The 26,331-nt window shown below is 61.0% G+C and carries 22 protein-coding genes and 1 tRNA gene; 8 read left to right on the top strand and 15 right to left on the bottom strand.

The window, feature by feature from the left end; all coding sequences use genetic code 11:
* Positions 1 to 24: 24 nt before the first annotated feature.
* The 4 genes from B0D71_RS07890 to trmJ all read right to left on the bottom strand — a co-directional run bounded on the left by B0D71_RS07890 (position 25) and on the right by trmJ (position 3,585).
* Positions 25 to 1,239, bottom strand: a complete 1,215-nt coding sequence (locus B0D71_RS07890) for an IscS subfamily cysteine desulfurase (RefSeq protein WP_008057730.1) — start codon at positions 1,237 to 1,239, stop codon at positions 25 to 27.
* 50 nt (positions 1,240 to 1,289) lie between these two features.
* Positions 1,290 to 1,781 carry a Fe-S cluster assembly transcriptional regulator IscR gene (gene iscR, locus B0D71_RS07885; protein ID WP_003227911.1) on the bottom strand — a complete coding sequence of 164 codons (492 nt, stop codon included), beginning with the start codon at positions 1,779 to 1,781 and terminating at the stop codon, positions 1,290 to 1,292.
* A gap of 254 nt (positions 1,782 to 2,035) precedes the next feature.
* The gene (gene cysE, locus B0D71_RS07880; protein WP_103394286.1) at positions 2,036 to 2,812 is read right to left on the bottom strand and encodes a serine O-acetyltransferase; all 777 of its coding nucleotides are present in this window, start codon (positions 2,810 to 2,812) and stop codon (positions 2,036 to 2,038) included.
* A 2-nt stretch (positions 2,813 to 2,814) separates the two neighbouring features.
* Positions 2,815 to 3,585, bottom strand: coding sequence for a tRNA (cytosine(32)/uridine(32)-2'-O)-methyltransferase TrmJ (gene trmJ / locus B0D71_RS07875; RefSeq protein WP_103394285.1), 771 nt, complete (start codon positions 3,583 to 3,585; stop codon positions 2,815 to 2,817).
* Positions 3,586 to 3,731: 146 nt separating this feature from the next.
* On the opposite strand from trmJ, the gene suhB reads away from it, so the two are divergent.
* Complete coding sequence (gene suhB / locus B0D71_RS07870; protein WP_007982736.1) at positions 3,732 to 4,550, top strand: type III secretion system regulator SuhB; 819 nt, start codon at positions 3,732 to 3,734, stop codon at positions 4,548 to 4,550.
* 329 nt (positions 4,551 to 4,879) lie between these two features.
* Here suhB and B0D71_RS07865 read toward each other — a convergent pair whose 3' ends face one another.
* The 6 genes from B0D71_RS07865 to queA all read right to left on the bottom strand — a co-directional run bounded on the left by B0D71_RS07865 (position 4,880) and on the right by queA (position 10,993).
* Complete coding sequence (locus tag B0D71_RS07865; protein WP_103394284.1) at positions 4,880 to 5,428, bottom strand: glycine zipper 2TM domain-containing protein; 549 nt, start codon at positions 5,426 to 5,428, stop codon at positions 4,880 to 4,882.
* A gap of 134 nt (positions 5,429 to 5,562) precedes the next feature.
* Complete coding sequence (secF, locus tag B0D71_RS07860; protein ID WP_103394283.1) at positions 5,563 to 6,477, bottom strand: protein translocase subunit SecF; 915 nt, start codon at positions 6,475 to 6,477, stop codon at positions 5,563 to 5,565.
* A gap of 9 nt (positions 6,478 to 6,486) precedes the next feature.
* A complete protein-coding gene (gene secD / locus B0D71_RS07855; protein ID WP_103394282.1) occupies positions 6,487 to 8,355 on the bottom strand; it encodes a protein translocase subunit SecD in 1,869 nt (622 codons plus the stop codon).
* A 64-nt stretch (positions 8,356 to 8,419) separates the two neighbouring features.
* Positions 8,420 to 8,755 (bottom strand): preprotein translocase subunit YajC, encoded by a 336-nt coding sequence (yajC, locus tag B0D71_RS07850; protein ID WP_007982729.1) that lies wholly within the window; start codon positions 8,753 to 8,755, stop codon positions 8,420 to 8,422.
* 43 nt (positions 8,756 to 8,798) lie between these two features.
* Complete coding sequence (gene tgt / locus B0D71_RS07845) at positions 8,799 to 9,914, bottom strand: tRNA guanosine(34) transglycosylase Tgt (RefSeq protein WP_162488928.1); 1,116 nt, start codon at positions 9,912 to 9,914, stop codon at positions 8,799 to 8,801.
* A gap of 14 nt (positions 9,915 to 9,928) precedes the next feature.
* Complete coding sequence (gene queA, locus B0D71_RS07840) at positions 9,929 to 10,993, bottom strand: tRNA preQ1(34) S-adenosylmethionine ribosyltransferase-isomerase QueA (protein WP_056721282.1); 1,065 nt, start codon at positions 10,991 to 10,993, stop codon at positions 9,929 to 9,931.
* 108 nt (positions 10,994 to 11,101) lie between these two features.
* Between queA and B0D71_RS07835 the strand changes: the two genes are divergently transcribed.
* The 7 genes from B0D71_RS07835 to B0D71_RS07805 all read left to right on the top strand — a co-directional run bounded on the left by B0D71_RS07835 (position 11,102) and on the right by B0D71_RS07805 (position 18,431).
* A tRNA-Leu gene (locus B0D71_RS07835) sits at positions 11,102 to 11,186 on the top strand.
* Positions 11,187 to 11,337: 151 nt separating this feature from the next.
* Positions 11,338 to 11,667, top strand: a complete 330-nt coding sequence (locus tag B0D71_RS07830; RefSeq protein WP_103394281.1) for a hypothetical protein — start codon at positions 11,338 to 11,340, stop codon at positions 11,665 to 11,667.
* 376 nt (positions 11,668 to 12,043) lie between these two features.
* Positions 12,044 to 12,520 (top strand): formate dehydrogenase subunit gamma, encoded by a 477-nt coding sequence (locus B0D71_RS07825; RefSeq protein WP_103394280.1) that lies wholly within the window; start codon positions 12,044 to 12,046, stop codon positions 12,518 to 12,520.
* A complete protein-coding gene (locus tag B0D71_RS07820) occupies positions 12,520 to 14,076 on the top strand; it encodes a formate dehydrogenase beta subunit (protein ID WP_103394279.1) in 1,557 nt (518 codons plus the stop codon). The genes B0D71_RS07825 and B0D71_RS07820 overlap by 1 nt, the downstream gene beginning before the upstream one ends.
* Entirely contained in the window at positions 14,073 to 16,949 is a 2,877-nt protein-coding gene (gene fdhF / locus B0D71_RS07815; protein WP_103394278.1) for a formate dehydrogenase subunit alpha, read from the top strand. Before B0D71_RS07820 ends, fdhF begins: the two co-directional genes overlap by 4 nt.
* Positions 16,946 to 17,167 (top strand): formate dehydrogenase subunit delta, encoded by a 222-nt coding sequence (locus B0D71_RS07810; RefSeq protein WP_007971952.1) that lies wholly within the window; start codon positions 16,946 to 16,948, stop codon positions 17,165 to 17,167. Before fdhF ends, B0D71_RS07810 begins: the two co-directional genes overlap by 4 nt.
* Before the next feature lie 223 nt (positions 17,168 to 17,390).
* Positions 17,391 to 18,431 carry a DMT family transporter gene (locus B0D71_RS07805; RefSeq protein ID WP_103394277.1) on the top strand — a complete coding sequence of 347 codons (1,041 nt, stop codon included), beginning with the start codon at positions 17,391 to 17,393 and terminating at the stop codon, positions 18,429 to 18,431.
* Positions 18,432 to 18,478: 47 nt separating this feature from the next.
* On the opposite strand, the gene B0D71_RS07800 is transcribed toward B0D71_RS07805, so the two are convergent.
* The 5 genes from B0D71_RS07800 to B0D71_RS07780 all read right to left on the bottom strand — a co-directional run bounded on the left by B0D71_RS07800 (position 18,479) and on the right by B0D71_RS07780 (position 26,238).
* Positions 18,479 to 18,826 carry a potassium channel family protein gene (locus B0D71_RS07800; RefSeq protein WP_103394276.1) on the bottom strand — a complete coding sequence of 116 codons (348 nt, stop codon included), beginning with the start codon at positions 18,824 to 18,826 and terminating at the stop codon, positions 18,479 to 18,481.
* Positions 18,827 to 19,157: 331 nt separating this feature from the next.
* A complete protein-coding gene (locus tag B0D71_RS07795; protein WP_103394275.1) occupies positions 19,158 to 20,801 on the bottom strand; it encodes a fatty acid--CoA ligase in 1,644 nt (547 codons plus the stop codon).
* 24 nt (positions 20,802 to 20,825) lie between these two features.
* On the bottom strand, positions 20,826 to 22,604 hold the full coding sequence (locus tag B0D71_RS07790; RefSeq protein WP_103394274.1) for an acyl-CoA dehydrogenase C-terminal domain-containing protein: 1,779 nt from the start codon (positions 22,602 to 22,604) through the stop codon (positions 20,826 to 20,828).
* A 6-nt stretch (positions 22,605 to 22,610) separates the two neighbouring features.
* Entirely contained in the window at positions 22,611 to 25,130 is a 2,520-nt protein-coding gene (locus tag B0D71_RS07785) for an efflux RND transporter permease subunit (RefSeq protein WP_103394273.1), read from the bottom strand.
* Positions 25,131 to 25,146: 16 nt separating this feature from the next.
* Positions 25,147 to 26,238 carry a WD40/YVTN/BNR-like repeat-containing protein gene (locus B0D71_RS07780; RefSeq protein ID WP_103394272.1) on the bottom strand — a complete coding sequence of 364 codons (1,092 nt, stop codon included), beginning with the start codon at positions 26,236 to 26,238 and terminating at the stop codon, positions 25,147 to 25,149.
* Positions 26,239 to 26,331: the final 93 nt, after the last annotated feature.

The following is a 26,331-nucleotide window of genomic DNA, read 5'->3' as shown; positions in this document are numbered from 1 at the left end:
ACCTGCATCCGGCGGCTTCTTTATTTAGTGTGCCGCCCACTCGATCTTCGAGATATCGACGCCGTCTTTGTACATGTCCCACAGCGGCGACAAAGCGCGCAGCTTGGTAACGGCCTCGCAGACTTTCTGCGCGGCATAATCGATTTCTTCTTCGGTGGTGAAGCGGCCGAAGGTGAAGCGGATCGAGCTGTGTGCCAGTTCGTCGTTGCGGCCCAGGGCGCGCAGTACGTACGAAGGCTCAAGCGAAGCCGAGGTGCAAGCCGAACCGGACGAAACCGCCAGATCCTTGAGCGCCATGATCAGCGACTCGCCTTCAACGTAGTTGAAGCTCAGGTTCAGGTTGTGCGGAACGCGGGCGGTCAGGCTGCCGTTGACGTACAGCTCTTCCAGATGCTCGACCTGCTTGTAGAAACGGTCGCTCAGGGCCTTGATGCGTACGTTCTCGGCAGCCATGTCTTCCTTGGCTACACGGAAAGCTTCACCCATGCCGACGATCTGGTGGGTCGCCAGGGTGCCGGAACGCATGCCGCGCTCGTGGCCGCCACCGTGCATGGTCGCTTCGATACGTACGCGCGGCTTGCGGCTTACGTACAGGGCGCCGATACCTTTAGGACCGTAGGTCTTGTGGGCGGAGAAGGACATCATGTCGACTTTCAGCTTCTGCAGGTCGATCTCGACCTTGCCGGTGGACTGAGCGGCGTCGACGTGGAACAGGATGCCCTTGGAACGGAGCAGTTCGCCGATCGCTGCGATGTCGTTGATGGTGCCGATTTCGTTGTTCACGTGCATGACTGAAACCAGGATGGTGTCGTCGCGCAATTCGGCTTCGATCATCTCCGGGGTCACCAGGCCGTCAGTGCGCGGCTCGATGTAGGTCACTTCGAAGCCTTCACGCTCCAGTTGGCGCATGGTGTCGAGGACAGCCTTGTGCTCAATCTTGGTGGTGATCAGGTGCTTGCCTTTGGTGGCATAGAAATGCGCCGCACCCTTGATTGCCAGGTTGTCGGATTCGGTGGCACCGGAGGTCCAGACGATTTCGCGCGGATCGGCGTTGACCAGGTCGGCCACCTGACGACGAGCGTTTTCGACGGACTCTTCAGCTTTCCAGCCGAACACGTGGGAACGGGACGCCGGGTTACCGAAGTTTCCGTCGACCAGCAGGCATTCACTCATCTTTTGCGCGACACGCGGATCAACCGGGGTAGTCGCAGAGTAATCAAGGTAAATCGGCAATTTCATGGACTATCTCCTAAATCAGGCTGGCTGGCGTGCCGTTAGCTCTGTGGCTGTCATTCGACGGCGGACGCTTCAATCTTGTCCAGGCGTGGCGCCTTGCTGTTGCAACGGCGTTGATCCTGACGCTGGGCTACTTCTTGCACCTCACGGCGAGTCACAAGGTCAGCCAAGCTGATACCGCTCAGAAATTCGTGAATTTGCAGGCTCAGGTCGCACCACAAGTGGTGAGTCAGGCAAGTGTCACCGGAATGGCAATCACCCTGGCCCTGGCATTTGGTGGCATCGACCGATTCGTTCACCGCATCGATCACCTGGGCGACCTGGATGCCCTGCATGTCGCGGGACAGCTGGTAACCGCCGCCTGGACCGCGGACGCTGGACACCAGATTGCTGCGGCGCAATTTGGCGAAAAGCTGTTCGAGGTAGGACAGGGAGATGCCTTGGCGCTCGGAGATATCGGCCAGGGACACGGGCCCGTGCTGCGCGTGCAACGCCAGGTCAAGCATGGCGGTCACGGCGTATCGGCCTTTTGTAGTCAGTCGCATGGACAATTACCACGGAGTTCGGAATGAGGCGAGTATGCAATTCCCGAGTATTTAAGTCAACTATAAGACCTAGTACTTTAGTCAGGTTTACCCGCAAAAGAGCGGCCGCATCATAGCAAAGACTGGCCCGGAACAGCCAGCGGTACCGAGTTATCGTTCATCGCGAGCAGGCTCACTCCCACATTGGACCGCGCCCGCCTGAACAGCTCGGTCAGCTGTGGGAGCGAGCCTGCTCGCGAAGAGAGCGACGCGGTTTAGCTGACCTGGCTCTGATCCTTGTCCTTCACACAGGCGAAGTCTTCTTCGCGCAGCTCAGGTAAATCTTTCGCACAGTAATTACTGCCCAGATCCTTCAACGCCCCGCACATCCCCTCCAGACGACCATCGACCGCCTGCAGGTGATCGAGCAACTGGTTAATGGCGCGAGCCACCGGGTCAGGCATATCTTCAGTCACGCCGTAGGCATCGAAGCCGATCTTCTCAGCCATGGCCTTGCGCTTGGCGTCCAGCTCGACATCGGGTTTGACGATGATTCGCCCCGGAATACCCACCACAGTGGCACCCGGCGGCACTTCTTTAGTCACAACGGCATTGGAACCGACCTTGGCCCCGGCACCAACCGTAAACGGACCGAGCACTTTCGCGCCCGCCCCGACTACTACACCATCGCCCAACGTGGGGTGGCGCTTGCCTTTATTCCAACTGGTACCACCCAGGGTCACACCCTGATAAATAGTCACGTCATCGCCGATCTCGGCGGTTTCACCGATAACGATGCCCATGCCATGGTCAATGAAGAAGCGACGACCAACCTTGGCCCCCGGATGAATCTCGATCCCGGTCAACCAGCGACCAAAGTTCGACACCAACCGCGCCAGCCATTTCAGGTCCGCGCGCCACAGCATTGCCGACAAACGGTGTATCCAGATGGCATGCATGCCGGGGTAGCAAGTCAGGACTTCAAAAGCGTTACGCGCCGCCGGGTCTCGGTGGAATACGCTCTGGATATCTTCACGCAAACGCTCAAACATCATTAATCCTTCCGCTTAAGGAGCTCACCACGGGCCGCTTTCTGGGTTTCCGTGAGGATGCCACGCAAAATATTCATTTCCGCCCGGCTGACCGAGCTACGTCCGTACAACCGGCGCAGGCGCGCCATCAAGTGCCGTGGCTTTTCCGGATCGAGGAATTCGATGGCCACCAGAGTTTGCTCCAGATGCTCATAGAATCGCTCCAGCTCGTCCATGGTCGCCAGCTCAGCGCTTTTGACCGAAGCCACTTCTTCCTTCTCGACCTTGCTCGGCTGACCTTGGGCCGCCAGCCAGGACATGCGCACTTCATAACCCAACACCTGCACCGCCGCCCCAAGGTTCAGCGAACTGAACTCAGGGTCTGATGGGATGTGCACGTGATAATGACATCGCTGCAGCTCTTCGTTGGTCAGGCCGGAATCTTCACGACCGAATACCAAAGCGATTTCCGCACCCTGCCCGGCTTCCTCGACCACCTTCGTTCCGCATTCGCGGGGATCGAGCAGCGGCCAGGGAATTCGGCGGTCACGAGCGCTGGTGCCGAGCACCAGGTTGCAGCCGACCAAGGCATCTTCCAAGGTGGCGACGACTTGCGCGTTTTCAAGGATGTCACCGGCACCGGAGGCACGGGCATCGGCCTCGTGATGCGGAAACAGGCGCGGCTCGACCAGCACCAGCCGCGACAGGCCCATGTTCTTCATGGCACGCGCAGCCCCGCCGATATTGCCCGGATGACTGGTATTGACCAGGACGACACGAATGTTTTGCAGCAAGGGAGGCGCTCTCGAACACAATAATCGGGAGCCGAATCTTACAGCTGAACCTACCGTTAAGCCATGAAAGCGAACGTCGTCCTTCTCCTGTAGAAACTTTCTGATAGAATGCCCGGCTTTCTTTAACAACCTTAGGTGACACATCCATGCAGCCCATGCTGAATATCGCGCTGCGCGCCGCCCGCAGCGCCAGTGAATTGATCTTCCGCTCCATCGAGCGCCTGGATACCATCAAGGTCGACGAAAAAGACGCCAAGGATTACGTATCCGAGGTGGATCGCGCCGCCGAACAGAAAATCATCGACGCCCTGCGCAAGGCCTACCCGAATCACTCGATCATGGGTGAAGAGACCGGCATGCACGCCGGCACCGGCATCGAAGGCGAAGAGTACCTGTGGATCATCGATCCACTGGACGGCACCACCAACTTCCTGCGCGGCATCCCTCATTTCGCTGTCAGCATCGCCTGCAAATACCGCGGTCGTCTTGAGCACGCAGTTGTTCTGGACCCGGTTCGCCAGGAAGAATTCACCGCCAGCCGTGGTCGCGGCGCTCAACTGAACGGTCGTCGCCTGCGCGTCAGCGGTCGCACCAGCCTGGACGGCGCCCTGCTGGGTACCGGCTTCCCGTTCCGTGACGACCAAATGGACAACCTCGACAACTACCTGGGCATGTTCCGCGCCCTGGTTGGCCAGACCGCCGGCATCCGCCGCGCAGGTTCGGCGAGCCTGGACCTGGCCTACGTGGCCGCCGGCCGTTTCGACGCCTTCTGGGAGTCGGGCCTGTCCGAGTGGGACATGGCTGCAGGCGCCCTGCTGATCCAGGAAGCTGGCGGTTTGGTGAGCGACTTCACCGGCGGTCACGACTTCCTCGAAAAAGGCCACGTCGTTGCCGGCAACACCAAATGCTTCAAGGCAGTTCTGACGGCGATCCAGCCGCACCTGCCGGCCTCGCTGAAGCGCTAAGCTTCCAGCGACAGAAAAAGCACTCTTCGGGGTGCTTTTTTTATGCCCGAAATTCAGGCGGCCTTTGTAGGAGCCGGCTTGCTGGCGATTCGATCTGACATTCACTATTGATGTCGACTGCTACACCACTATCGCCAGCAACACCCAACCTCCTGTAGGAGCCGGCAACCCCCACGCCCTTGTGGGAGCTGGCTTGCCAGCGATAGCGGTGCATCTGACAAACCGCGCGGCATCTTTCGCCAGCAAGCCGACTCCTACAAATCAGCAATAAATCGTGGGCACAAAAAAGCACCCCGCAGGGTGCTTCTTTTTAATCCGGTTTCAGCAAATCACTGAGCCGGCTCATTCTGAGACAAGATCAACTTGCCTTCCTTATCCACCGGAATCTGGTTGCCTGGATCACGATCCATACGCACCTTGCCTTCCTTGCCATCCAGCGAATACCGCACGTCGTAGCCTACGACCTTGTCACTGATGTCGTTAACCGTGTTACAGCGGGTCTGGGTCGTGGTGTAGGTATCACGCTCTTGCATGCCTTCCTGCACCTTGTTACCGGCGTAACCACCACCGACAGCGCCCGCGACCGTGGCGATCTTCTTGCCGGTGCCGCCACCGATCTGATTACCCAGCAAACCACCTGCCAATGCACCGACCACCGTACCGGCGATCTGATGTTGATCTTTCACCGGCGCCTGCCGGGTGACCGTTACATCCTTGCACACTTCACGTGGAGTCTTGATTTGTGTCTTGACCGGCTCAACGGCGAGTACTTGTGCGTACTCCGGGCCGCTTTTAACCAGGCTGTAGGTGGCCACAGCACCCCCGGCAGTCACACCGACAGCACCCAGTACAGCACCAACCAGCATCGACTTGTTCACATGAACCTCCTGGACCATCACATGCGGAACGTGTCCGCGCTTCTCCCAGCCTTGGAGCACAAAAAAAGGCGCGAGTTCAACTCGCGCCTTTTTGGACTACACCGCTGAGGGACTGCCTTGGGATAAAGAGCCCTTCAAGGACGGTCGTCAACTTCCTTCTCGGTATTGACCGGAGGAATCAGGTCTTCCGTGCTCAGGTTCAGCCAGATCAGCACCACGTTCGCGATGTAGATCGACGAGTAAGTACCCGCCAGAACACCGATGAACAGGGCGATGGAGAAGCCGAACAGGTTATCGCCACCGAAGAACAGCAGGGCCGCGATCGCCAACAAGGTGGAGATCGAAGTCGCCATGGTCCGCAGCAGGGTTTGCGTGGTCGAGATGTTGATGTTCTCGATCAGGCTGGCCTTGCGCAGTACACGGAAGTTCTCACGAACCCGGTCGAATACCACGATGGTGTCGTTGAGCGAGTAACCGATGATCGCCAGTACCGCCGCCAACACCGTCAGGTCGAAGGTGATCTGGAAGAACGACAGGATACCGATGGTCACGATCACGTCGTGGATCAGGGACACGATCGCACCGACCGCAAACTTCCACTGAAAGCGAAACGCCAGGTAGATCAGGATGCCGCCCAGCGCCATCAGCATGCCGAGGCCACCCTGGTCGCGCAGCTCTTCACCCACCTGCGGGCCGACGAACTCGACGCGCTTGACCGTCGCCGGGTTCTCGCCGCCGACCTTCTGCAAGGCTTCAGCCACCTGGTGACCCAGTTGCGGGTCTTCGCCAGGCATGCGCACCAGCAGGTCGGTGGTTGCACCGAAGTTCTGCACGATGGCTTCGTGATAACCGGCGGTAACCAGTTGCTCACGCACCTTGGTGACATCGGCCGGACGTTCGTAGGTCAGCTCGATGAGCGTACCGCCGGTGAAGTCCAGGCCCCAGTTCATGCCTTTGTGGAAGACACTGAACAATGCCAGTGCGGTAAGGAACAATGTGACGCCGAACGCAAAGTTGCGAACGCCCATGAAGTTGATTGTACGTAACATGGCAGCCCCTTAAATCCACAACTTCTTGAAGTCACGACCGCCGAAGATCAGGTTGACCATCGCGCGGGTCACCATGATGGCCGTGAACATCGAGGTAAAGATCCCGAGGGACATGGTCACTGCGAAGCCCTTGACCGGGCCGGTGCCCATGGCAAAGAGGATGCCGCCGACCAGCAAGGTGGTCAGGTTGGCGTCGAGAATCGCGGTGAATGCCCGACCGAAGCCTTCGTTGATTGCGCGCTGCACGGTCATGCCGGCGGCGATCTCTTCACGGATCCGCGAGAAGATCAGCACGTTGGCGTCGACCGCCATACCCATGGTCAACACGATACCGGCGATACCCGGCAGGGTCAGCGTTGCACCCAGCAGCGACATCAGGGCCAGCAGCATCACCATATTCACCGCCAGAGCGACGGTGGCGATGAGGCCGAAGAAACGGTAGATGGCCATGATGAACAGCGAGACGAACAGCATGCCCCACAGCGAAGCGTCGATACCCTTGGTGATGTTGTCCGCACCCAGGCTCGGGCCGATGGTGCGTTCTTCAGCGAAGTACATCGGTGCAGCCAGACCACCGGCACGCAGCAGCAGCGCCAGTTCGGACGACTCGCCCTGGCCGTTCAGGCCAGTGATGCGGAATTGCGCACCCAGCGGCGACTGGATGGTCGCCAGGCTGATGATCTTCTTCTCTTCCTTGAAGGTCTGGACCGGCACGTCTTTCTCGACGCCGTTGACCATCTGCTTGGTGTAAGTGGTAACCGGACGCTGCTCGATGAAGATCACCGCCATGCTGCGACCGACGTTCGAACGGGTCGCACGGCTCATCAGCTCGCCGCCGTGACCGTCCAGACGAATGTTCACTTCCGGCGTGCCGTGCTCGCCGAAGCCAGCCTTGGCGTCAGTCACCTGGTCACCGGTGATGATCAGGCCACGCTCGATCAGCGCAGGAGGACGCTTACCCTCACGGAACTCGAAGGATTCGGAAGTGGCTTTCGAAGCACCAGGCTCAGCGGCCAGACGGAACTCCAGGTTAGCCGTCTTGCCGAGGATACGCTTGGCTTCTGCGGTGTCCTGCACGCCCGGCAGCTCAACCACGATGCGGTTGGCGCCCTGACGCTGAACGATCGGTTCGGCAACACCCAGCTCGTTGACGCGGTTACGTACCGTGGTCAAGTTCTGCTTGATGGAGTATTCGCGGATTTCCGCCAGCTTGGCCGGGGTCATCGCCAGACGCAGCACCGGTTGACCATTGAGGTCGGCCGGAACAATGTCGAAATCGTTGAAGTTCTTGCGGATCAGCACACGGGCCTGTTCACGGCTGTCTTCATCAGCGAAGCCCAGCTGGATGGCACCGTTGAGTTGCGGCAGGCTGCGATAGCGCAGTTTTTCTTTACGCAACAGGCTCTTGACGTCGCCTTCGTAGACTTTCAGGCGCGCGTCGAGGGCTTTGTCCATGTCCACTTCCAGCAGGAAGTGCACACCACCGGACAAGTCCAGACCCAGCTTCATCGGGTGCGCAGCGAGGTTGCGCAGCCATTGCGGGGTGGTTTGTGCCAGGTTCAGCGCGACGACGTAGTCATCACCCAATGCCTTGCGTACAACGTCTTTGGCTGGCAGCTGGTCTTCAGCCTTGGTCAGGCGAATCAGCCCGCCCTTGCCGCCGGCAGCCAGCGTGGCAGCCTTGACGTTGATCCCGGATTCCTTGAGCGCAGCGCTCACGCGATCCAGATCAGCCTGATTGACCTGCAGCGCAGTGCTTGCACCGCTGACCTGAATGGCCGGGTCATCAGGATAAAGATTGGGAGCGGAATAAATCAGACCGACCGCCAGCACCGCCAGGATCAGAATGTATTTCCACAGAGGATATTTGTTCAGCATCACGCCGCCCGTTTATGACGCGGGGCGCCTTGCGCGCCCCGTCGATTGAAGATGAAGTTGAAACTTAGATCGCTTTCAGCGTGCCTTTTGGCAGCGTGGCGGCGATGGCGCCTTTCTGGAATTTCATTTCGACGGTGTCGGAAACTTCCAGAACGACGAAATCGTCGGCCACTTTAGTGATCTTGCCGGCGATACCGCCAGTGGTCACAACTTCGTCGCCCTTTTGCAGGCTGCTCAGCAGGTTTTTCTGCTCTTTGGCGCGCTTGGCCTGTGGACGCCAGATCATCAGGTAGAAGATGACCAGGAAGCCGACCAGGAAAATCCACTCAAAACCGCCACCCATTGGGCCTGCAGCAGGTGCAGCAGCATCAGCCATGGCATTCGAGATAAAAAAGCTCATTTAGCACTCCAGTTGCAAATGTTGAATCTTGGGGTCAGAAAACTCAGTCCAAAGGCGGAACAGGTAGCCCGCGTTTGGCGTAGAAGGCATCGACAAAGGCGGCCAATGTACCCTGTTGAATAGCCTCGCGCAAACCAGCCATAAGCACTTGATAATGACGCAAGTTATGGATGGTATTGAGCATGCTTCCCAGCATTTCGCCGCACTTGTCCAGGTGATGCAGATAAGCGCGGGAGAAGTTCTGGCAGGTATAGCAATCGCAGGTCGGATCGAGCGGCGAATCATCATGGCGATGGAACGCGTTTCGGATCTTCAGCACGCCGGTATCGATGAACAGATGCCCATTGCGGGCATTACGGGTTGGCATCACGCAATCGAACATGTCCACACCGCGGCGCACACCCTCAACCAAGTCTTCCGGCTTGCCAACACCCATAAGGTAACGAGGTTTGTCAGCCGGCATCATGCCCGGCAGGTAATCCAGCACCTTGATCATCTCGTGCTTCGGCTCGCCCACCGACAGGCCGCCGATGGCCAGGCCGTCGAAACCGATCTTGTCCAAGCCTTCCAGGGAGCGCATGCGCAGGTCCTGGTGCATGCCGCCCTGGACGATGCCGAACAGCGCCGCCGTATTCTCGCCATGGGCTTCTTTCGAACGCTTGGCCCAACGCAGGGACAACTCCATGGAAATACGCGCGACGTCTTCGTCAGCCGGGTACGGCGTGCATTCGTCGAAAATCATCACGATGTCGGAGCCCAGGTCACGCTGGACCTGCATCGACTCTTCCGGGCCCATGAACACCTTGGCGCCGTCGACCGGAGAAGCGAAGGTCACGCCCTCCTCCTTGATCTTGCGCATGGCGCCCAGGCTGAACACCTGGAAACCGCCGGAGTCGGTCAGGATCGGGCCTTTCCACTGCATGAAATCGTGCAGGTCGCCGTGTTTCTTGATCACTTCCGTGCCCGGGCGCAGCCACAGGTGGAAGGTGTTGCCCAGAATGATTTCAGCGCCAGTCGCCTCGATATCCCGTGGCAGCATGCCCTTGACCGTGCCGTAGGTGCCCACCGGCATGAAGGCCGGGGTCTCGACGGTACCGCGCGGGAAGGTCAAACGACCGCGACGAGCCTTGCCATCAGTGGCCAGCAGCTCGAAAGACATACGACAGGTGCGACTCATACAGTTTCCTCGGGGCCCGATTCTTTAGGGGCAGTCGGCGCAGGATTACGCGTGATGAACATCGCATCACCGTAGCTAAAAAAGCGGTACCCGTTGTCGACGGCGGCCTTATAGGCGGCCATGGTTTCGGGATAACCGGCGAACGCCGAAACCAGCATCAACAGCGTGGATTCGGGCAAATGGAAGTTGGTGACCAGGGCATCGACCACATGAAACGGCCGGCCAGGGTAGATAAAAATGTCTGTATCGCCGCTGAACGGCTTGAGCACGCCATCGCGGGCGGCACTTTCCAGGGAACGCACGCTGGTGGTCCCCACGGCCACCACGCGACCACCGCGAGCGCGGCAGGCGGCAACGGCATCGACCACGTCCTGGCCGACTTCCAGCCATTCGCTGTGCATGTGGTGGTCTTCGAGCTTCTCCACCCGCACCGGCTGGAACGTGCCAGCGCCGACGTGCAGGGTCACGAACGCAGTCTCGACGCCCTTGGCGGCAATCGCCTCCATCAGCACCTGATCGAAATGCAGCCCCGCCGTCGGCGCCGCCACCGCGCCCAAACGCTCGGCGTAGACCGTCTGGTAACGCTCGCGGTCGGCGCCTTCATCCGGGCGGTCTATATAAGGAGGCAGCGGCATGTGCCCGACGCGGTCGAGCAGCGGCAACACCTCTTCGGCAAAGCCCAGCTCGAACAACGCATCGTGCCGCGCCAGCATCTCGGCCTCGCCACCGCCGTCGATGAGGATCTTCGACCCAGGCTTGGGCGACTTGCTGGAACGCACATGGGCCAGCACGCGATGACTGTCCAGCACCCGCTCCACCAGGATTTCCAGCTTGCCGCCGGAAGCCTTCTGGCCAAACAGCCGCGCCGGAATCACCCGGGTATTGTTGAACACCATCAAGTCGCCGGGACGCAAATGCTCCAGCAAATCAGTGAATTGACGGTGTGCCAAGGCGCCGCTGACCCCATCCAGGGTCAACAGGCGACTATTGCGCCGCTCGGCCAGCGGATGGCGGGCGATCAGCGAATCAGGGAGCTCGAAGGTAAAGTCAGCAACGCGCATGATGGGGTGTCGTCTAGCAGGGCCGGGAAGTCTAGCGGAAATATCAAAAATTCTCCATGTACCTGATTGACCAGCGGTTATCTCATCTCTATACTTCGCCGCCATTGAGCCCTGATGGCGGAATTGGTAGACGCGGCGGATTCAAAATCCGTTTTCGAAAGGAGTGGGAGTTCGAGTCTCCCTCGGGGCACCAAAATTAAGAAAGGTCTTGCTTAGCAAGGCCTTTTTTTTCGCCTATAGAAAAGCAACCACGCCCCCCGTAGGAGCCGGCTTGCCGGCGATGCTTTTGATCCTGCCCTTCAACGCCACCCGCACCGCCGGAACATTTCACAAGGATTCCCCTCATGGAATTACACCTGGAAACCGTCGCCCTCTTCTCCCTCAAACTGGCTTATGAATCGGAAGATTCAAGCCCGATTTTGCGTGACGATCTGGTAATGGGTGACTACCAGCGGGATGTGTTTGAGTTGCTGGTGCGTCGGGGGGATGTTGAGGCGATTCAGGTGAAGGTGGGTGAGTGTGTGGGGTTGGCGTTGGCTGCTGTTGGGGGTGTGGATAAGCCGTTGGGGCGGGAGTTGGGGAGGTTGGCGACTGAACTTGGCACTATTCAGACTATGGAGCAGCTTGATGCCCCGCTCATCGCGCTCAAGGATTATCTGAAGGACATTCAATGAGTGGAGGGGTCTACGGTTCTGAGGCTTCTTCTGCCCTGTAATGCTTGCTATACATCAGCCTTCGACAAGCCCTTCAGGCATTAGACCAGTGTGTGAACGCCCCTTGCGGCACTCATCTAGACTTAATGGATAGTCGTAGGCAGAACCGAGCACGTCGCTTTGGTGCAGTTCGATCAACAGCCGCGTGGCAAGCTGCCCTTTATGCCCAGTAGAGGTGTGGCGAAGACCGCATCGGGCACAACAAGATGCCCACTCAGGGTGCCCTGGCCACCGGCCTGAAATTGCCACGATACCGTGACGTGGTGTGAGTGCCGCAGCCGACACTTTCGGACGACCGACGACCTTCTGGTTTGTCCGTGACCGTGAGGATTGCTGAATGCCTGATGAGATGTTGCACCTGCCTGTGGTCAACAGTCTGCTGGAGCGCCATAAGGGCACCCCGGGTGCGCTGTTGCCCATTCTTCATGATATTCAGGAGCGCATCGGTTACGTCCCCGATGCCGCCGTCCCCGAGATTGCCCATGCCCTCAACCTGAGCCAGGCCGAGGTGCGTGGGGTGATCAGTTTTTACCATGACTTCCGTACCGCGCCGCCCGCGCGGCATATCCTGCGGCTGTGCCGGGCCGAGTCGTGCCAGAGCCGTGGCGCCGAGCAGTTGGCCGCGCAGTTGCGCGAGCGTCTGCAACTGGACGATCACGGTAGCAGCGCCGACGGCAGCATCAGTTTGCGTCCGGTGTATTGCCTGGGTGCCTGCGCCTGTTCGCCTGCCTTGGAGCTGGATGGTCGGGTGCATGCGCGGCTCAGTGCCGAGCGGCTGGATGCGTTGCTCGATGCTTGTCGGGAGGATGCGTGATGCCGACTCTTTATCTGCCTTGTGATTCGCTGGCCCGTGCCGTGGGTGCCGATGAGGTCTCCACAGCACTGATCACTCAGGCCCACGAGCGCAATCTGCCGCTGGAGCTGCAACGCACCAGCTCCCGCGGCTTGTATTGGCTGGAACCGCTGCTGGAAGTGGACAGCCCGCAAGGTCGTATCGGCTTTGGCCCGCTGACGCCGGCCGATGTGCCGTCGGTGCTTGACGCGCTGGCCGATCCATCCGCTCATCCACTAGCCTTGGGCCTGGTGGAAGAATTGCCTTATCTGAAGACTCAACAACGCTTGCTGTTCGCCCGTGCCGGTATTACCCGGCCGCTGTCGTTGGATGATTACCGCGCCCACGGTGGCTTCGAGGGTTTGACCCGCGCCGTCTCCCTTGGCGGCGAGCAGACCGCGACTGCGGTGTTCGACTCAGGCCTGCGCGGCCGTGGCGGCGCGGCCTTCCCCGCCGGGATCAAATGGCGCACGGTGCGCAGCACTCAGGCGGCGCAGAAATATATCGTCTGCAACGCCGACGAAGGCGACTCGGGCACCTTTGCCGACCGCATGTTGATGGAAGGCGACCCCTTCTTGTTGATCGAAGGCATGGCGATTGCCGGCATTACCGTCGGCGCCACCTTCGGCTACATCTATGTGCGCTCGGAATATCCGGATGCCGTAGCCACGCTACGTGCAGCGTTGAACATCGCCCGAACTGCCGGTTACCTGGGCGCCAATGTCGGCGGCAGCGGCCAGGCCTTCGATATGGAAGTGCGTGTCGGTGCCGGTGCTTATATCTGCGGTGAAGAAACCGCGCTACTGGACTCCCTCGAAGGCAAGCGCGGGATCGTCCGCGCCAAGCCGCCGATTCCCGCGTTGCAGGGGTTGTTCGGCTTGCCGACGCTGGTGCACAACGTGCTGACGTTGGCCTCGGTGCCGCTGATTCTGGCCAAGGGTGCGCAGTTCTATCGCGATTACGGTATGGGCCGTTCCCTGGGCACCATGCCCTTCCAGCTGGCGGGCAATGTGCGGCGCGGCGGTCTGGTGGAACGGGCCTTTGGCCTGACCCTGCGGGAGCTGGTGGAAGACTACGGCGGCGGGACAGCCAGTGGTCGGCCGCTGAAGGCTGCGCAGGTGGGCGGCCCTCTTGGCGCCTGGGTGCCGCCGGGGCAATTCGACACGCCGCTGGATTACGAAGCCTTCACCGCCATCGGTGCGATGCTCGGTCACGGTGGTGTGGTGGTGGCTGACGACACCCTGGACATGGCCCACATGGCGCGCTTCGCGATGCAGTTCTGCGCCGAGGAATCCTGTGGCAAATGCACGCCTTGCCGTATCGGCTCGACCCGTGGCGTCGAGGTGATCGACCGCCTGCTGGCCGCGCCCGACCAGAACAGTCGCGCTGCGCAGGTGATCATCCTCAAGGACCTGTGCGACACCCTGCAATACGGTTCGCTGTGCGCGTTGGGCGGCATGACGTCTTATCCCGTGGCCAGCGCCCTCAAGCACTTCCCCGCTGACTTCGGTCTGCAAGCCTCGGAGGCCGAGCAATGATCACTCTCTTCGACCCGAACACCGATATCGATCTGGGCACGCCCGCTCGCGACAGCCAGGTGCAAGTCACCCTGAACATCGACGGCCGCAGCATCAGCGTGCCCGAAGGCACTTCGGTGATGCGCGCCGCCGCGTTGCTCGGCACCACCATCCCCAAACTCTGTGCCACCGACAGCCTGGAAGCCTTCGGCTCCTGCCGCATGTGCCTGGTGGAGATCGACGGCATGCGCGGTTATCCGGCGTCCTGCACCACGCCGGTCAGCGAAGGCATGAGCGTGCACACCCAGACGCCAAAGCTCGCAACCCTGCGGCGCAACGTCATGGAACTGTACATTTCCGACCACCCGCTGGACTGCCTGACCTGCTCGGCCAACGGCAACTGCGAGCTGCAAACCGTGGCCGGTCAGGTCGGCCTGCGGGAAGTGCGCTACGGCTATGAGGGCGACAACCATCTGGCCGAGGTGAAGGACACGTCCAACCCCTACTTCGACTACGACCCGAGCAAGTGCATCGTCTGCAACCGCTGCGTGCGCGCCTGTGAAGAAACCCAGGGCACCTTTGCCCTGACCATTACCGGGCGCGGTTTTGAATCCCGAGTCGCGGCTGCCGGTGGCGATAACTTCCTCGACTCCGAATGCGTGTCCTGCGGCGCCTGTGTGCAAGCCTGCCCCACCGCGACCCTGATGGAAAAAAGCGTGGTCGAACTGGGTCAGCCCGAACGTAGCGTGATCACCACCTGTGCTTATTGCGGCGTGGGCTGCTCGTTCCGCGCCGAGATGAAAGGCGACCAACTGGTGCGCATGGTTCCGGACAAGAACGGCCAGGCCAACCACGGCCACTCCTGCGTCAAAGGGCGCTTTGCCTGGGGCTATGCGACCCACCCGGATCGCATCACCAAACCGATGATCCGCAAACACATCAGCGACCCGTGGCAGGAAGTCAGCTGGGATGAAGCGGTGACCTACGCCGCCAGCGAATTCCGTCGGTTGCAGCAAAAATATGGCCGCGACTCCATCGGTGGCATCACTTCCAGCCGCTGCACCAACGAAGAAACCTATCTGGTGCAAAAACTGGTGCGCGCCGCCTTCGGCAACAACAACGTCGACACCTGCGCGCGGGTCTGCCACTCGCCGACCGGTTATGGCCTGAAGCAAACCCTTGGTGAGTCCGCCGGCACCCAGAGTTTCGACTCGGTGATGCAGGCCGACGTGATCCTGGTGATGGGCGCCAACCCCAGCGACGCCCACCCGGTGTTCGCCTCCCAGCTCAAGCGCCGTCTGCGTGAGGGTGCGCGGCTGATCGTCATCGATCCACGGCGCATCGATTTGGTGGACACGGTGCATGCCCGCGCCGAGTATCACCTGGCCCTGCGCCCCGGCACCAACGTGGCCATGCTCAACGCACTGGCCCACGTCATCGTGACTGAAGGACTGCTCAACCAAGACTTTATCGATGCCCGTTGTGAGCCTGGCGATTTCGCCCAGTGGAGCGAGTTCGTCAGCCGCACGGAAAACTCGCCGGAAGCCCTTGGCCCTGTCTGCGGTGTCGCCGCTGCCGACATCCGTGCCGCCGCGCGCTTGTATGCGACGGGTGGCAACGCGGCGATCTACTACGGCCTGGGCGTCACAGAACACAGCCAGGGCAGTACCTCGGTGATGGGCATTGCCAACCTGGCCATGGCCACTGGCAACATCGGTCGCGAAGGCGTGGGCGTGAACCCGTTGCGTGGGCAGAACAACGTGCAGGGCTCCTGCGACATGGGCTCGTTCCCCCACGAGTTGCCCGGCTACCGGCACGTCTCCAACGAGGTGGTACGAGCGCAGTTCGAGCAGGCCTGGAACGTCACCCTGCAACCCGATCCGGGCTTGCGCATCCCCAACATGTTCGAGGCAGCCTTGGGCGGCAGCTTCAAGGGCCTGTATTGCCAGGGCGAAGACATCGCCCAGAGCGACCCCAATACCCAGCACGTCACCGCGGCTCTGTCGGCCATGGAATGCATAGTGGTGCAGGACATTTTCCTTAACGAAACCGCCAAGTTCGCCCATGTGTTCCTGCCGGGCAGTTCGTTCCTGGAAAAGGACGGCACCTTCACCAACGCCGAGCGACGCATCTCCCGGGTGCGCAAGGTCATGGAGCCGCTGGGCGGCAAGGCCGACTGGGAAGGCACAGTGGCCCTGGCCAACGCCCTGGGTTACCCGATGAAGTACCGGCACCCTTCGGAAATCATGGATGAAATCGCCAGCCTGACGCCGACTTTCACCAACGTCAGCTACGCCGAACTGGATCGCCATGGCAGCCTGCAATGGCCATGCAACGCCGAGGCACCGGACGGCACGCCGACCATGCACATCGAGGAGTTCGTGCGCGGCAAAGGGCGCTTCATGCTCACCGGCTATGTGCCCACCGAGGAAAAGGTCAACGCTCGCTATCCGCTGCTGCTGACCACCGGGCGCATCCTCAGCCAGTACAACGTCGGCGCCCAGACCCGACGCACCGAAAACGTCGCCTGGCATGACGAAGACCGCCTGGAAATCCACCCGAACGACGCCGAGAGTCGTGGCATCAACGAGGGTGACTGGGTCGGCATCGGCAGCCGCGCCGGGCAGACCGTGTTGCGTGCGCGGATCACCGAACGGGTCGCCCCAGGCGTGGTGTACACCACCTTCCACTTCCCGGAATCCGGCGCCAACGTCATCACCACCGACAACTCCGACTGGGCCACCAACTGTCCGGAGTACAAGGTCACCGCCGTCGAAGTCAGCCGCGTCTACCACCCTTCGGAGTGGCAAAAACGCTTCCAGGAGTTCAGCGATGAACAGCATCGTCTGCTCAAGGACCGGGGCCGTGGCGCCAAAGCGGAGGTACGCCGATGAGCACCGACAACCTGATCAAGATGGCCAACCAGATCGCCCAGTACTTTGCCAGCCAGCCGGATCAACAACAGGCAGTGCTCAGCGTGCGTAATCATCTGCAGATGTACTGGGCGCCGAGCATGCGCAAGGAGTTGCTGGCCTGGCAGACCGAGCATAAAGGGGCGGATTTACACCCGCTGGTGCAGGCGGCGGTGAGTGGTGCGGGTTGGGAGGCTTAGATCCCTGGATGATTGTCTGCGGCCTGCTGGCTGAAAAAACTGTGGGAGCTAGCTTGCTCGCGATGAGGGCTTAACATTCAGCATTTTTGCTGGCTGATACACCGCCATCGCGAGCAAGCCCGCTCCCACAGGGGATTGTGTTGTGTCGACAGGCCACAGGCCCTCATTTCCCGCACTGAGCGTATCCTGTTCACGACTGCCTCCCCTGAGCCCCGGAACCACAATGACCAAAAGCATTCTCTACGCCCTGGGCGCTGCTGCCCTGTTCGGCGCCAGCACGCCCTTGGCCAAGTGGCTAGGCTTGAATGTGTCCCCTATCCTCCTCGCCGGCCTGCTTTACCTGGGCAGCGGCGTCGGGCTGACGCTGACCCGCCTGATCCGTGATCGTGGCTGGCAGCCGACCGGCCTGACAGCCCCCGAATGGCCGTGGTTCATCGGCGCCATTGTGTTCGGTGGCGTGCTGGGGCCGGTTGCATTGATGTTTGGACTCACCCTCACCTCTGGCACCACTGCATCACTGCTGCTGAATCTTGAAGCGGTGTTAACTGCCCTGATGGCATGGGTGGTGTTCAGGGAGAACGCTGACCGGCGCATTGTTGCGGGCATGGTGGCCATTGTCGCCGGGGGCGTGTTGCTGGCATGGCCTCGCACTTCGGCAGAGGTGCATGGCTGGTTGGGGCCCGTCGCGGTGGCGCTGGCCTGTTTTTGTTGGGCCATTGATAACAACCTCACCCGCAAGGTGTCTGCGTCGGATGCGTTGTTTATTGCCGGCACTAAAGGGCTGGTGGCCGGCGCCGTCAATTGCGCGCTGGGGATCGCGCTGAGTATGCACCTGCCTGAATGGTTGCTTCTTGGGCCAACCCTGCTGGTGGGCTTTTTGGGGTATGGCGTCAGTCTGGTGCTGTTCGTCCTGGCGTTGCGCGGGCTTGGTACGGCGCGGACCGGGGCGTACTTTTCTACGGCGCCGTTCCTGGGAGCCGCGATAGCCATCCTGTTCTTCGGTGAAACCGTGACCTGGGTGTTCTGGATCGCTGCCGGCCTGATGGGGCTTGGGGTCTGGATTCATCTGACCGAGAGCCACTCACACGAACATCGGCACGAGCCGCAAACCCATGACCACAAGCACGTCCATGATGAGCATCATCAGCATGAACATGACTTTGAGTGGGATGGTGTACAACCGCACCGCCATGTTCACCAACACTCACCGATCGTCCACAGTCACCCGCACTTTCCCGACATCCATCACCGGCACTCGCACTGAGCCCCGCAGGCTGCGGTCATTTAAAACCGGTCGCGACCTTCAAATCCCTACTCGACTTCCTTCTTTCGTGACGCCGTCACGGTCACTTCAATGGCCCGGACACTGATCGCCGCGAATGTCGCCGTCATCAGGACGCCGTTGAAACCCAGCAGCACTGCCAACACTCGCGAGACGCCGAGTTTGGGCACGAGCTCTCCGTAACCGATGGTCAGGCCGGTTACGAAGGCGAAGTAGACACCGTCATCAGGGCTCCACCCTTCCAGCTGGGCGATGATGAGGCCAAACGCAATCATCACTAACAGCAGTATCGAGAAGATCGGCCACACCACTTTGAAATAGAACCAAACGGCTTTGTAGAACTCGTGGCGGACGTTTGCTGCATGGTTGAGGTTCATGTCGTGGGCTTCCTGGGGTTTGCCTGACCGGCATTTGAATGCGCGGCGGAAATACCCCGTTCAGCTTGGCACAAGTGCTGAAAACTGCGACCAACGGGGCGTTATCGCTGGCGAGCGCAGGACTATGACAAAGATGACACCCCGCAAACTATCCAGAAACCGCCTGCTGTTGGATTCGTTGTAGGAGCGAGCCTGCTCGCGATGGTCGTTAACGATTACGCGTGTTTACCGGTTAAACGCGGCGTTCTCGAGTCCATCGCGAGCAGGCTCGCTCCTACAACAACAACAGCAGCGGCAGCGGCAGCGGCAGCGGCAGCGGCAGGAATATCCCTCAGTTCACTTCGCTTTCCCGAATCAGCTTCTTGTTGATCTTGCCGACGCTGGTCTTGGGGATTTCGGCGACGAACTTGAACTGCTTGGGGATCGCCCATTTGTTGATGCGCCCGCCGTCGACGAAGGCTTGCAGGTGCGTCTCGAGGATCTTGCGGTCGAGGAAGTGCCCCGGCTCCCCCACCACCATCGCCATCGGCCGCTCGCCCCATTGTTCGTCGGCAATGCCCACGACAGCGACGGACATCACGCCCGGGTGTTCGCTGATCAGGCTTTCCAGTTCCAGGGAGCTGATCCACTCGCCGCCGGTCTTGATCACGTCCTTGATCCGGTCCTTGATTTCCACGCCGCCGAGCTTGTCGATCGAGGCCATGTCACCGGTGTGCAGCCAGCCGTTGTGCCACAGCTCCGCGCCTTTGTCCGGGGCTTTGAGATAGCCCTGGGTCAACCACGGTGCGCGTACCACGATCTCGCCAAGGGACTCGCCGTCATGGGCCACGTCGTTGCCGTCGGCGTCGATGATTTTCAGGTCGACCATCGGCACCGGCGTGCCGGTCTTGATGCGGATCGGCAGTTGCGCGTCGGCGGACAGCTTAAGGTCTTCGTCACGCAGGTACGTGAGGCACAGCAACGGGCAGGTCTCGGACATGCCGTAACCGGCGTGCACCACCATGCCTTTGGCGTTGGCCTCGCTGGCGACGCCGAGGGTCAGGGCGCTGCCGCCCAGGAGCATTTTCCAGCCGTCGAAACGGGTTGCCTTGCCTTCCTCACAGTTGAGGATCATCTGCAAAATGGTCGGCACGCAGTGGGAGAAGGTCACCTTCTCTTCGCGGTACAGCCTGACCAGGCTGTTGGGCTCGTAGCGGCCGGGGTAGACCTGCTTGATACCCATCAGGGTCGCGACATACGGCACGCCCCAGGCATGCACGTGGAACATCGGCGTGATGGGCATGTACACATCATCGGAGCGCAGCAGCGGCTGGCCCTGATAGACGCCCAGGGTGCCAACCGCATTGAGGGTGTGCAGCACCAGTTGCCGATGGCTGAAGTACACGCCTTTCGGGTCGCCGGTGGTGCCGGTGGTGTAGAACAGCGTGGCCACCGAGTTCTCGTCGAAATCGGGGAAGTCGTACTGGTCCGAGGCCAGGGACAGCAGGTGTTCATACTCGCCAAGCACCGGCAGCGAGGTCGTGGTCGCCTCTTCATCGGTGAGCTGTAGGTAGCCTTTTACGGTTTCCAGCCGACCGTGAATCTGCTCGACCAGCGGCAGGAAATCATCATGCACCAGCACCAAGTCATCCTCGGCGTGGTTCATGGTGAACAGCACCTGCTCCGGCGACAGGCGAATGTTCACCGTGTGCAGCACCGCGCCGATCATCGGCACGGCGAAGAAGCACTCCAGGTAGCGGTGGCTGTCCCAGTCGAGCAGGGCCACGGTGTCACCGGCCTTGACCCCGGCTGCGGTCAGCGCATTGGCCAGGCGGCGAATGCGCTTGTTGAGGGTCTGGTAGCTGTAGCGCAGTTTGTCGGCGTAGACGATTTCCCGGCCTGGCTCGTAGCGCACGCCGGACAGCAACAGTTGCTTGATCAGCAAGGGATAGGCATAGGCGCCGTCGGCGGGCGGGATTATTTTTGTCGCCATCATGTTTAAGGTTCCTTGTCCTTTCGATCAGAACTGATCGGCTTGCAGCTCGTAGAGGCAGTCACTGCCGGCCTTGGCCGATGCGCTCAACGAGTGGATACGCGGCAACAACCGGGCGAAATAGAAACGCGCGGTGGCCAGTTTGCTGGTGTAGAAATCGTCCTCGGCATCGCCGCTCATGACGGCCTTGGCCATGCGCGCCCACATGTAGGCGTAAGCGGTGTAGCCGAACACGTGCAGGTACTCGACCGAGGCTGCGCCGATTTCGTTCGGGTTGTTTTGCGCACGGTCCAGCAGCCACGCGGTCAGTTCGTCGAGAGTGTCGACGGCGGCGTTCAACGGCTTGGTGAACTCGTCGAGGTCAGCACAGGCACTGGCAGTGAAGTTGCGGATTTCCGAAGCGAACAAACGGTAGAGCGCCCCGCCGCTGCCGACGATCTTGCGCCCGGCCAGGTCCAGGGACTGGATGCCGTTGGTGCCTTCGTAGATCTGGGTGATGCGCACGTCGCGCACCAGTTGCTCTTGGCCCCACTCGCGGATGTAGCCATGGCCACCAAAAATCATCTGGCCGTGCAGAGTGGTTTCCAGGCCCATGTCAGTGAGAAAGGCCTTGGCGACCGGTGTCAGCAGCGATACCAGTTCCTGAGCGCGGGTGCGGGTGATGTCGTCTTCACTGTACTTGGCGATGTCCAGTTGCAGGGCCACGTAACTGGAGAACGCACGGCCGCCTTCGTTCAAGGCTTTCATGGTCAACAGCATGCGGCGCACGTCCGGATGGACGATGATCGGGTCGGCGGAGTGGTCCTTGTTCTGCGCGCCGGTCGGTGCACGGCTTTGCAGACGATCACGGGCGTATGCAACGGCGTTCTGGTACGAACGCTCGCCCTGCGCCAGCCCCTGGATGCCCACGCCCAGACGCTCGTAGTTCATCATGGTGAACATCGCCGCCAGGCCTTTGTTCGGCGCGTCGACGATCCAGCCGGTGGCGCCGTCGAAGTTCATCACGCAGGTAGCGGAGGCCTTGATGCCCATCTTGTGTTCGATGGAACCGCAGGACAGCGCGTTGTGTTCACCCAGCGAACCGTCGGCGTTGACCAGCACTTTAGGCACCAGGAACAGCGAGATGCCTTTCGGCCCCGCCGGTGCATCCGGCAGGCGTGCGAGCACCAGATGGATGATGTTCTCGGTCAGGTCGTGGTCGCCGCCGGTGATGAAGATCTTGCTGCCACTGACCTTGTAGCTGCCGTCAGCCTGTGGCTCGGCGCGGGTGCGAATCAGGCCCAGGTCGGTGCCGGCGTGGGCTTCGGTCAGGCACATCGAACCAGTCCAGATGCCGGCGTACATGTTCGGCAGATAGCGTTGCTTGAGTTCTTCGCTGGCGTGGGCCTTGATCGACAGGCACGCGCCGGCGGTCAGCATCGGGTACAGGCCGAACGACAGGCTGGCCGAGTTGACCATCTCTTCGACCTGCGCGGAAATCGCCTTGGGCATGCCCATGCCACCGTACTGCGGATCACCGCCGACACCCACCCAACCACCTCCGGCGAAGGCTTGATAGGCCTGGGCAAAACCGTCTGGCGCGGTGACCGAGCCATTGCTCCAGGTGCAGCCCTGCTCGTCGGTGGCGCGGTTCAGTGGCGCGATCACTTCGCCGCTGATCTTGCCGGCCTCTTCGAGGATGGCGGCGGCGGTTTCCTCATCGATCACATCGGCCAGACCGGGCAATTGCGCCCACAGCCGGGACACCTGGAAAACCTCGTTGAGTACGAAGCGCATGTCGCGCAGGGGTGCTTTGTAATCAGACATCTTGGCTTACTCGGAAGTGGTCACGGCATGCGACATGCCGGGACGTTCAGTGGATTCAGTGGTTTCGGTGGCCGCAACAGAACCGCGCTTGGGTGCCCGTTCGCGCAACAGGAAATAGGACAGGGCCGGAATCAGGATCAGCGCGCCGAGCATGTTCCACAGGAACATGAAGGTCAGCAGGATGCCCATGTCGGCCTGGAACTTGATCGGCGACCAGACCCAGCACACCACGCCGGCGGCGAGGGTGATGCCCACCAGCCCGACCACCCGGCCTGTGAAGGACACGGCATTGCGGTAGGCCTGGGACAGCGGTAAGCCCTGGCGCTGGAAGTGCAGTTGCACGCTGAGCAGGTACAACGCGTAGTCCACGCCGATACCCACCCCGAGGGCGATCACCGGCAGGGTCGCGACTTTCACGCCGATGCCCATGGCCACCATCAAGGCTTCGCAGAGGATCGAGGTCAGCACCAGCGGCAACAACGCCACCAGCGTGGCCCGCCAGCTGCGGAAGGTGATCAGGCAGAACAGCGTCACCGCCGCATAGACGTACAGCAGCATGGTGCGGTTGGCTTCACGGACCACGATGTTGGTCGCGGCCTCGATCCCGGCAGTGCCGGCGGCGAGCAGGAACTGGCGATCCTCGGTGCTGTTTTCCTTGGCGAACTTGTCGGCAATCGCCACCACGGCGTCGAGGGTTTCGGCCTTGTGGTCCTTGAGGAAGGTGATCACCGGCATCAGCGAGCAGTCGGTATTGAACAGCTCCGGCGAGTTGACCGAGGCTTGCTGGGCGGCGTAGTTGAGCACGTCCTGGTTGCGCTGGATGCTGTTGAGCTTGGGGTTGCCTTCGTAGGTGCCGGCGGTGATCTGCCGCACCGCGTTGACCAGCGAAGCGGTCGCCTGCACGCCCGGATACTGTTGCAGTTCCCAGGCAAGGCGATCGGCGAGGACCAGGGTCTTGTAGTTCAGGCAGCCTTCCGGCGCGGTCTTGATCATTACCGCAAACAGGTCGCTGGACAGCGCGTAATGCTGGGTGATGTAGGCGTTGTCGCGGTTGTAGCGCGAGTCGGCGCGCAGCTCTGGCGCCCCGCTTTCCAGGTCGCCGATCTTCAGGTTCAGGCTGACCACATAGCCGCCAATGCCCATCAACACCGCGACCAGCACGGCGCCCGTGGCCCACTTGGCGGTGGTGAAGCGATCGAGCGCGTCCCACAGTTTGCCGAAGCCTTTGTGCTTCTCGGCGCGGTTGTCGATTTTCAGCGCACGCTCGGCCGCTTTTGCGCCCACACCGACATAGGACAGTGCCACCGGCATCAGCAACAGCGAGGTGAAGATCAGCACGGCGACACCGATGCTGGCGGTGATCGCCAGGTCCTGGATCACCGGGATGTCGATCAGCATCAGCACGGCGAAGCCCACGGCATCGGCCAGCAATGCGGTGACACCAGCAATGAACAGGCGGCGGAAGGTATAGCGCGCAGCGATCAGCTTGTGGGTGCCACGGGCGATGTCCTGCATGATGCCGTTCATCTTCTGCGCGGCGTGGGACACGCCGATGGCAAAGATCAAAAACGGCACCAGCACCGAGTACGGATCAATGGCATAGCCGAGCCAGGCGACGATGCCCAGTTGCCAGACCACCGCAATCAGCGAGCAACCGACCACCAGCAGGGTGCTGCGCACGCAACGGGTGTAGGCGTAGATAATGATCAGCGAAGTAACGACGGCCAGGCCGAAGAACATCATCACCTGGATCAGGCCGTCGATCAGGTCGCCCATGAGTTTGGCGAAGCCGATCACCCGCACCTTGTAATGGCCGCTGCCTTCTACCCCGGATTTGCGCGCAGCGCTGTCGCCGGCGTATTCGATCTTGTCGCGCAACTGCTCTTCGAGCATCTGCGAGAAGGCGTGGTAGTTGATGCGCTGACCACCGGCGGCGGCTTTGTCCAGCAGCGGCACGATCAGCATGGTCGACTTGAAGTCGCTGGCCACCAGGCTGCCGACAATACCGGCGCGGGAGATGTTCTGGCGCAGCTGTTCGATCTGTTCAGGCTGGCCTGAATAGGTGTCGGGCATCACCGGGCCACCCTGGAAACCGTCCTCGGTGACTTCGGTCCAGCGCACCGCCGGGCTCCACAGCGACTTCATCCACGCACGGTCGACGCCTTCGGTGAGGAACAGTTGGTCGTTGACCTGCTTGAGTACGTCGAGGTATTCGGGGTCGAAAATATCGCCCTTCGTGTTCTCGACCACCACCCGCACCGAGTTGCCCAACCCGCGCAGGGAAGCACGGTTTTCCAGGAAGTTCTGGATGTACGGCTGGCTCTGCGGAATCATTTTTTCGAAGCTTGGGCGCAACTCCAGGCGAGTCACCGCCATGAAGCCCAGCACCACGGTGGCCAGCGCCATCAGCAGCATGAACAGCGGGCGGAAGTTGAACACCAGCCGTTCGAGGAGGTTGCCGGAGCGATGATCGAAATCACGCACATCGCGGATCACCGGCATGGCGTCTTGTTTGATATTGCCCATGTCTGGGTTCTCGCTTTTAGGGTTCGAGGGCTGGGTCGGCGGACAACGTCCGGGTACCACGGCTACCGGCCAGCACCAGTGCGCCGTCGGTGGACTGGGTCGCGCCGGCGACCGGCGTCGGAGCCGGTTGCCGCACCAGATGCATCTGCGCGCCCGTCCCCTGGCTGACCAGCATCTGCCCGCCCTGGGTGAACAGGCGGTAGTTGCCACGGGCATCGATCAGGCCCGCGGTGATGCTGACGTGCAGGCCGCTGTCCAGTGCGGTCCAGCTCTGGCCGCCGTCGCTGCTGCGCAGCACGTTGCCGCGCAGGCCGTAGACCAGCACTTCGCCGGGCTTGCCGAGCACGCCAAAAAAGCTGCCCTGATACGGCGTCGGCACGGCATTGAAGCGTTGGGCGCTGCCGTCCCACTTGAGCAGCAGGCCCTGCTCGCCAGCGATGTACAACGCGTCACCGGTGGAGGCGATGGCGTTGAGATGGAAACCCTGGGGGTTGTCGGTGCGGTCCTGGAACGGGGTCCAGCTCTGGCCGCCGTCGTCGGTGCGCAGGATCAGGTTGAACACGCCGACCACATAGCCGGTTTTGTCGTTGGCGAACCAGACGTCGAGCAGCGGTTTGTCCGCACCTTGATCGACCAGCTTCTGGCCCTCGGCGACCAGCAGCGGCCATTGCTCATTGCCCGGTTCGGCGCTGGCCAGCGCCGTGTAATGCTTGACCAGCAAGGCGCCGATCTGACGACCGTCGAGTTGCTTTTGCCAAGTCGCGCCGGCGTCGCTGCTGTGCAGCACCACGCCGTCATTGCCCACCGCCCAGCCCTGGGTGGCGGTCGGAAAATTGACTGCCGTGAGATCGGCACTGGCCGGCACGACGGCCTGCTGCCAATGCTTGCCGGCATCATCGGAAAACAGAATATGGCCACGCTGACCGACGGTGATCACGCGCCCGCCGGCGCGGGTCATGCCGGACAACGGGCTGTTGATCGCCAAGGCACTGACTCTGGCGGGCAGGTCCAGCACATCGACGTAATCGGCCGCCTGGGTGATGCCCTGCGACAGGCAAAGCACAACGCCGAACGCCAGCTGCAACATATTATTTTTATACGAACACATACTGCGTCCTCATCGGAAAACCGCGCCACACCTTGCGCTGTGCAACTCATGTGGGAGCGAGCCTGCTCGCGATGGTCGTTAACGATGACGCGT

This window comes from Pseudomonas laurylsulfativorans, assembly GCF_002906155.1.
Taxonomy (GTDB): Bacteria; Pseudomonadota; Gammaproteobacteria; order Pseudomonadales; family Pseudomonadaceae; genus Aquipseudomonas; species Aquipseudomonas laurylsulfativorans.
Note: the sequence above shows the minus strand (reverse complement) of the source record. Positions and strands in the feature narration are given on the sequence as shown.

What these genes read in the sequence shown, in the direction of transcription:
- queA (WP_056721282.1), bottom strand. Translation starts at nt 10,993, where the DNA reads ATGCGCGTTGCTGACTTTACCTTCGAGCTCCCTGATTCGCTGATCGCC.
- B0D71_RS07790 (WP_103394274.1), bottom strand. Translation starts at nt 22,604, where the DNA reads ATGTCTGATTACAAAGCACCCCTGCGCGACATGCGCTTCGTACTCAAC.
- B0D71_RS07830 (WP_103394281.1), top strand. Translation starts at nt 11,338, where the DNA reads ATGGAATTACACCTGGAAACCGTCGCCCTCTTCTCCCTCAAACTGGCT.
- B0D71_RS07795 (WP_103394275.1), bottom strand. Translation starts at nt 20,801, where the DNA reads ATGATGGCGACAAAAATAATCCCGCCCGCCGACGGCGCCTATGCCTAT.
- suhB (WP_007982736.1), top strand. Translation starts at nt 3,732, where the DNA reads ATGCAGCCCATGCTGAATATCGCGCTGCGCGCCGCCCGCAGCGCCAGT.
- B0D71_RS07800 (WP_103394276.1), bottom strand. Translation starts at nt 18,826, where the DNA reads ATGAACCTCAACCATGCAGCAAACGTCCGCCACGAGTTCTACAAAGCC.
- B0D71_RS07810 (WP_007971952.1), top strand. Translation starts at nt 16,946, where the DNA reads ATGAGCACCGACAACCTGATCAAGATGGCCAACCAGATCGCCCAGTAC.
- tgt (WP_162488928.1), bottom strand. Translation starts at nt 9,914, where the DNA reads ATGTCTTTCGAGCTGCTGGCCACTGATGGCAAGGCTCGTCGCGGTCGT.
- B0D71_RS07820 (WP_103394279.1), top strand. Translation starts at nt 12,520, where the DNA reads ATGCCGACTCTTTATCTGCCTTGTGATTCGCTGGCCCGTGCCGTGGGT.
- secD (WP_103394282.1), bottom strand. Translation starts at nt 8,355, where the DNA reads ATGCTGAACAAATATCCTCTGTGGAAATACATTCTGATCCTGGCGGTG.
- B0D71_RS07780 (WP_103394272.1), bottom strand. Translation starts at nt 26,238, where the DNA reads ATGTGTTCGTATAAAAATAATATGTTGCAGCTGGCGTTCGGCGTTGTG.
- B0D71_RS07805 (WP_103394277.1), top strand. Translation starts at nt 17,391, where the DNA reads ATGACCAAAAGCATTCTCTACGCCCTGGGCGCTGCTGCCCTGTTCGGC.
- secF (WP_103394283.1), bottom strand. Translation starts at nt 6,477, where the DNA reads ATGTTACGTACAATCAACTTCATGGGCGTTCGCAACTTTGCGTTCGGC.
- B0D71_RS07890 (WP_008057730.1), bottom strand. Translation starts at nt 1,239, where the DNA reads ATGAAATTGCCGATTTACCTTGATTACTCTGCGACTACCCCGGTTGAT.
- B0D71_RS07825 (WP_103394280.1), top strand. Translation starts at nt 12,044, where the DNA reads ATGCCTGATGAGATGTTGCACCTGCCTGTGGTCAACAGTCTGCTGGAG.
- fdhF (WP_103394278.1), top strand. Translation starts at nt 14,073, where the DNA reads ATGATCACTCTCTTCGACCCGAACACCGATATCGATCTGGGCACGCCC.
- iscR (WP_003227911.1), bottom strand. Translation starts at nt 1,781, where the DNA reads ATGCGACTGACTACAAAAGGCCGATACGCCGTGACCGCCATGCTTGAC.
- yajC (WP_007982729.1), bottom strand. Translation starts at nt 8,755, where the DNA reads ATGAGCTTTTTTATCTCGAATGCCATGGCTGATGCTGCTGCACCTGCT.
- cysE (WP_103394286.1), bottom strand. Translation starts at nt 2,812, where the DNA reads ATGTTTGAGCGTTTGCGTGAAGATATCCAGAGCGTATTCCACCGAGAC.
- B0D71_RS07785 (WP_103394273.1), bottom strand. Translation starts at nt 25,130, where the DNA reads ATGGGCAATATCAAACAAGACGCCATGCCGGTGATCCGCGATGTGCGT.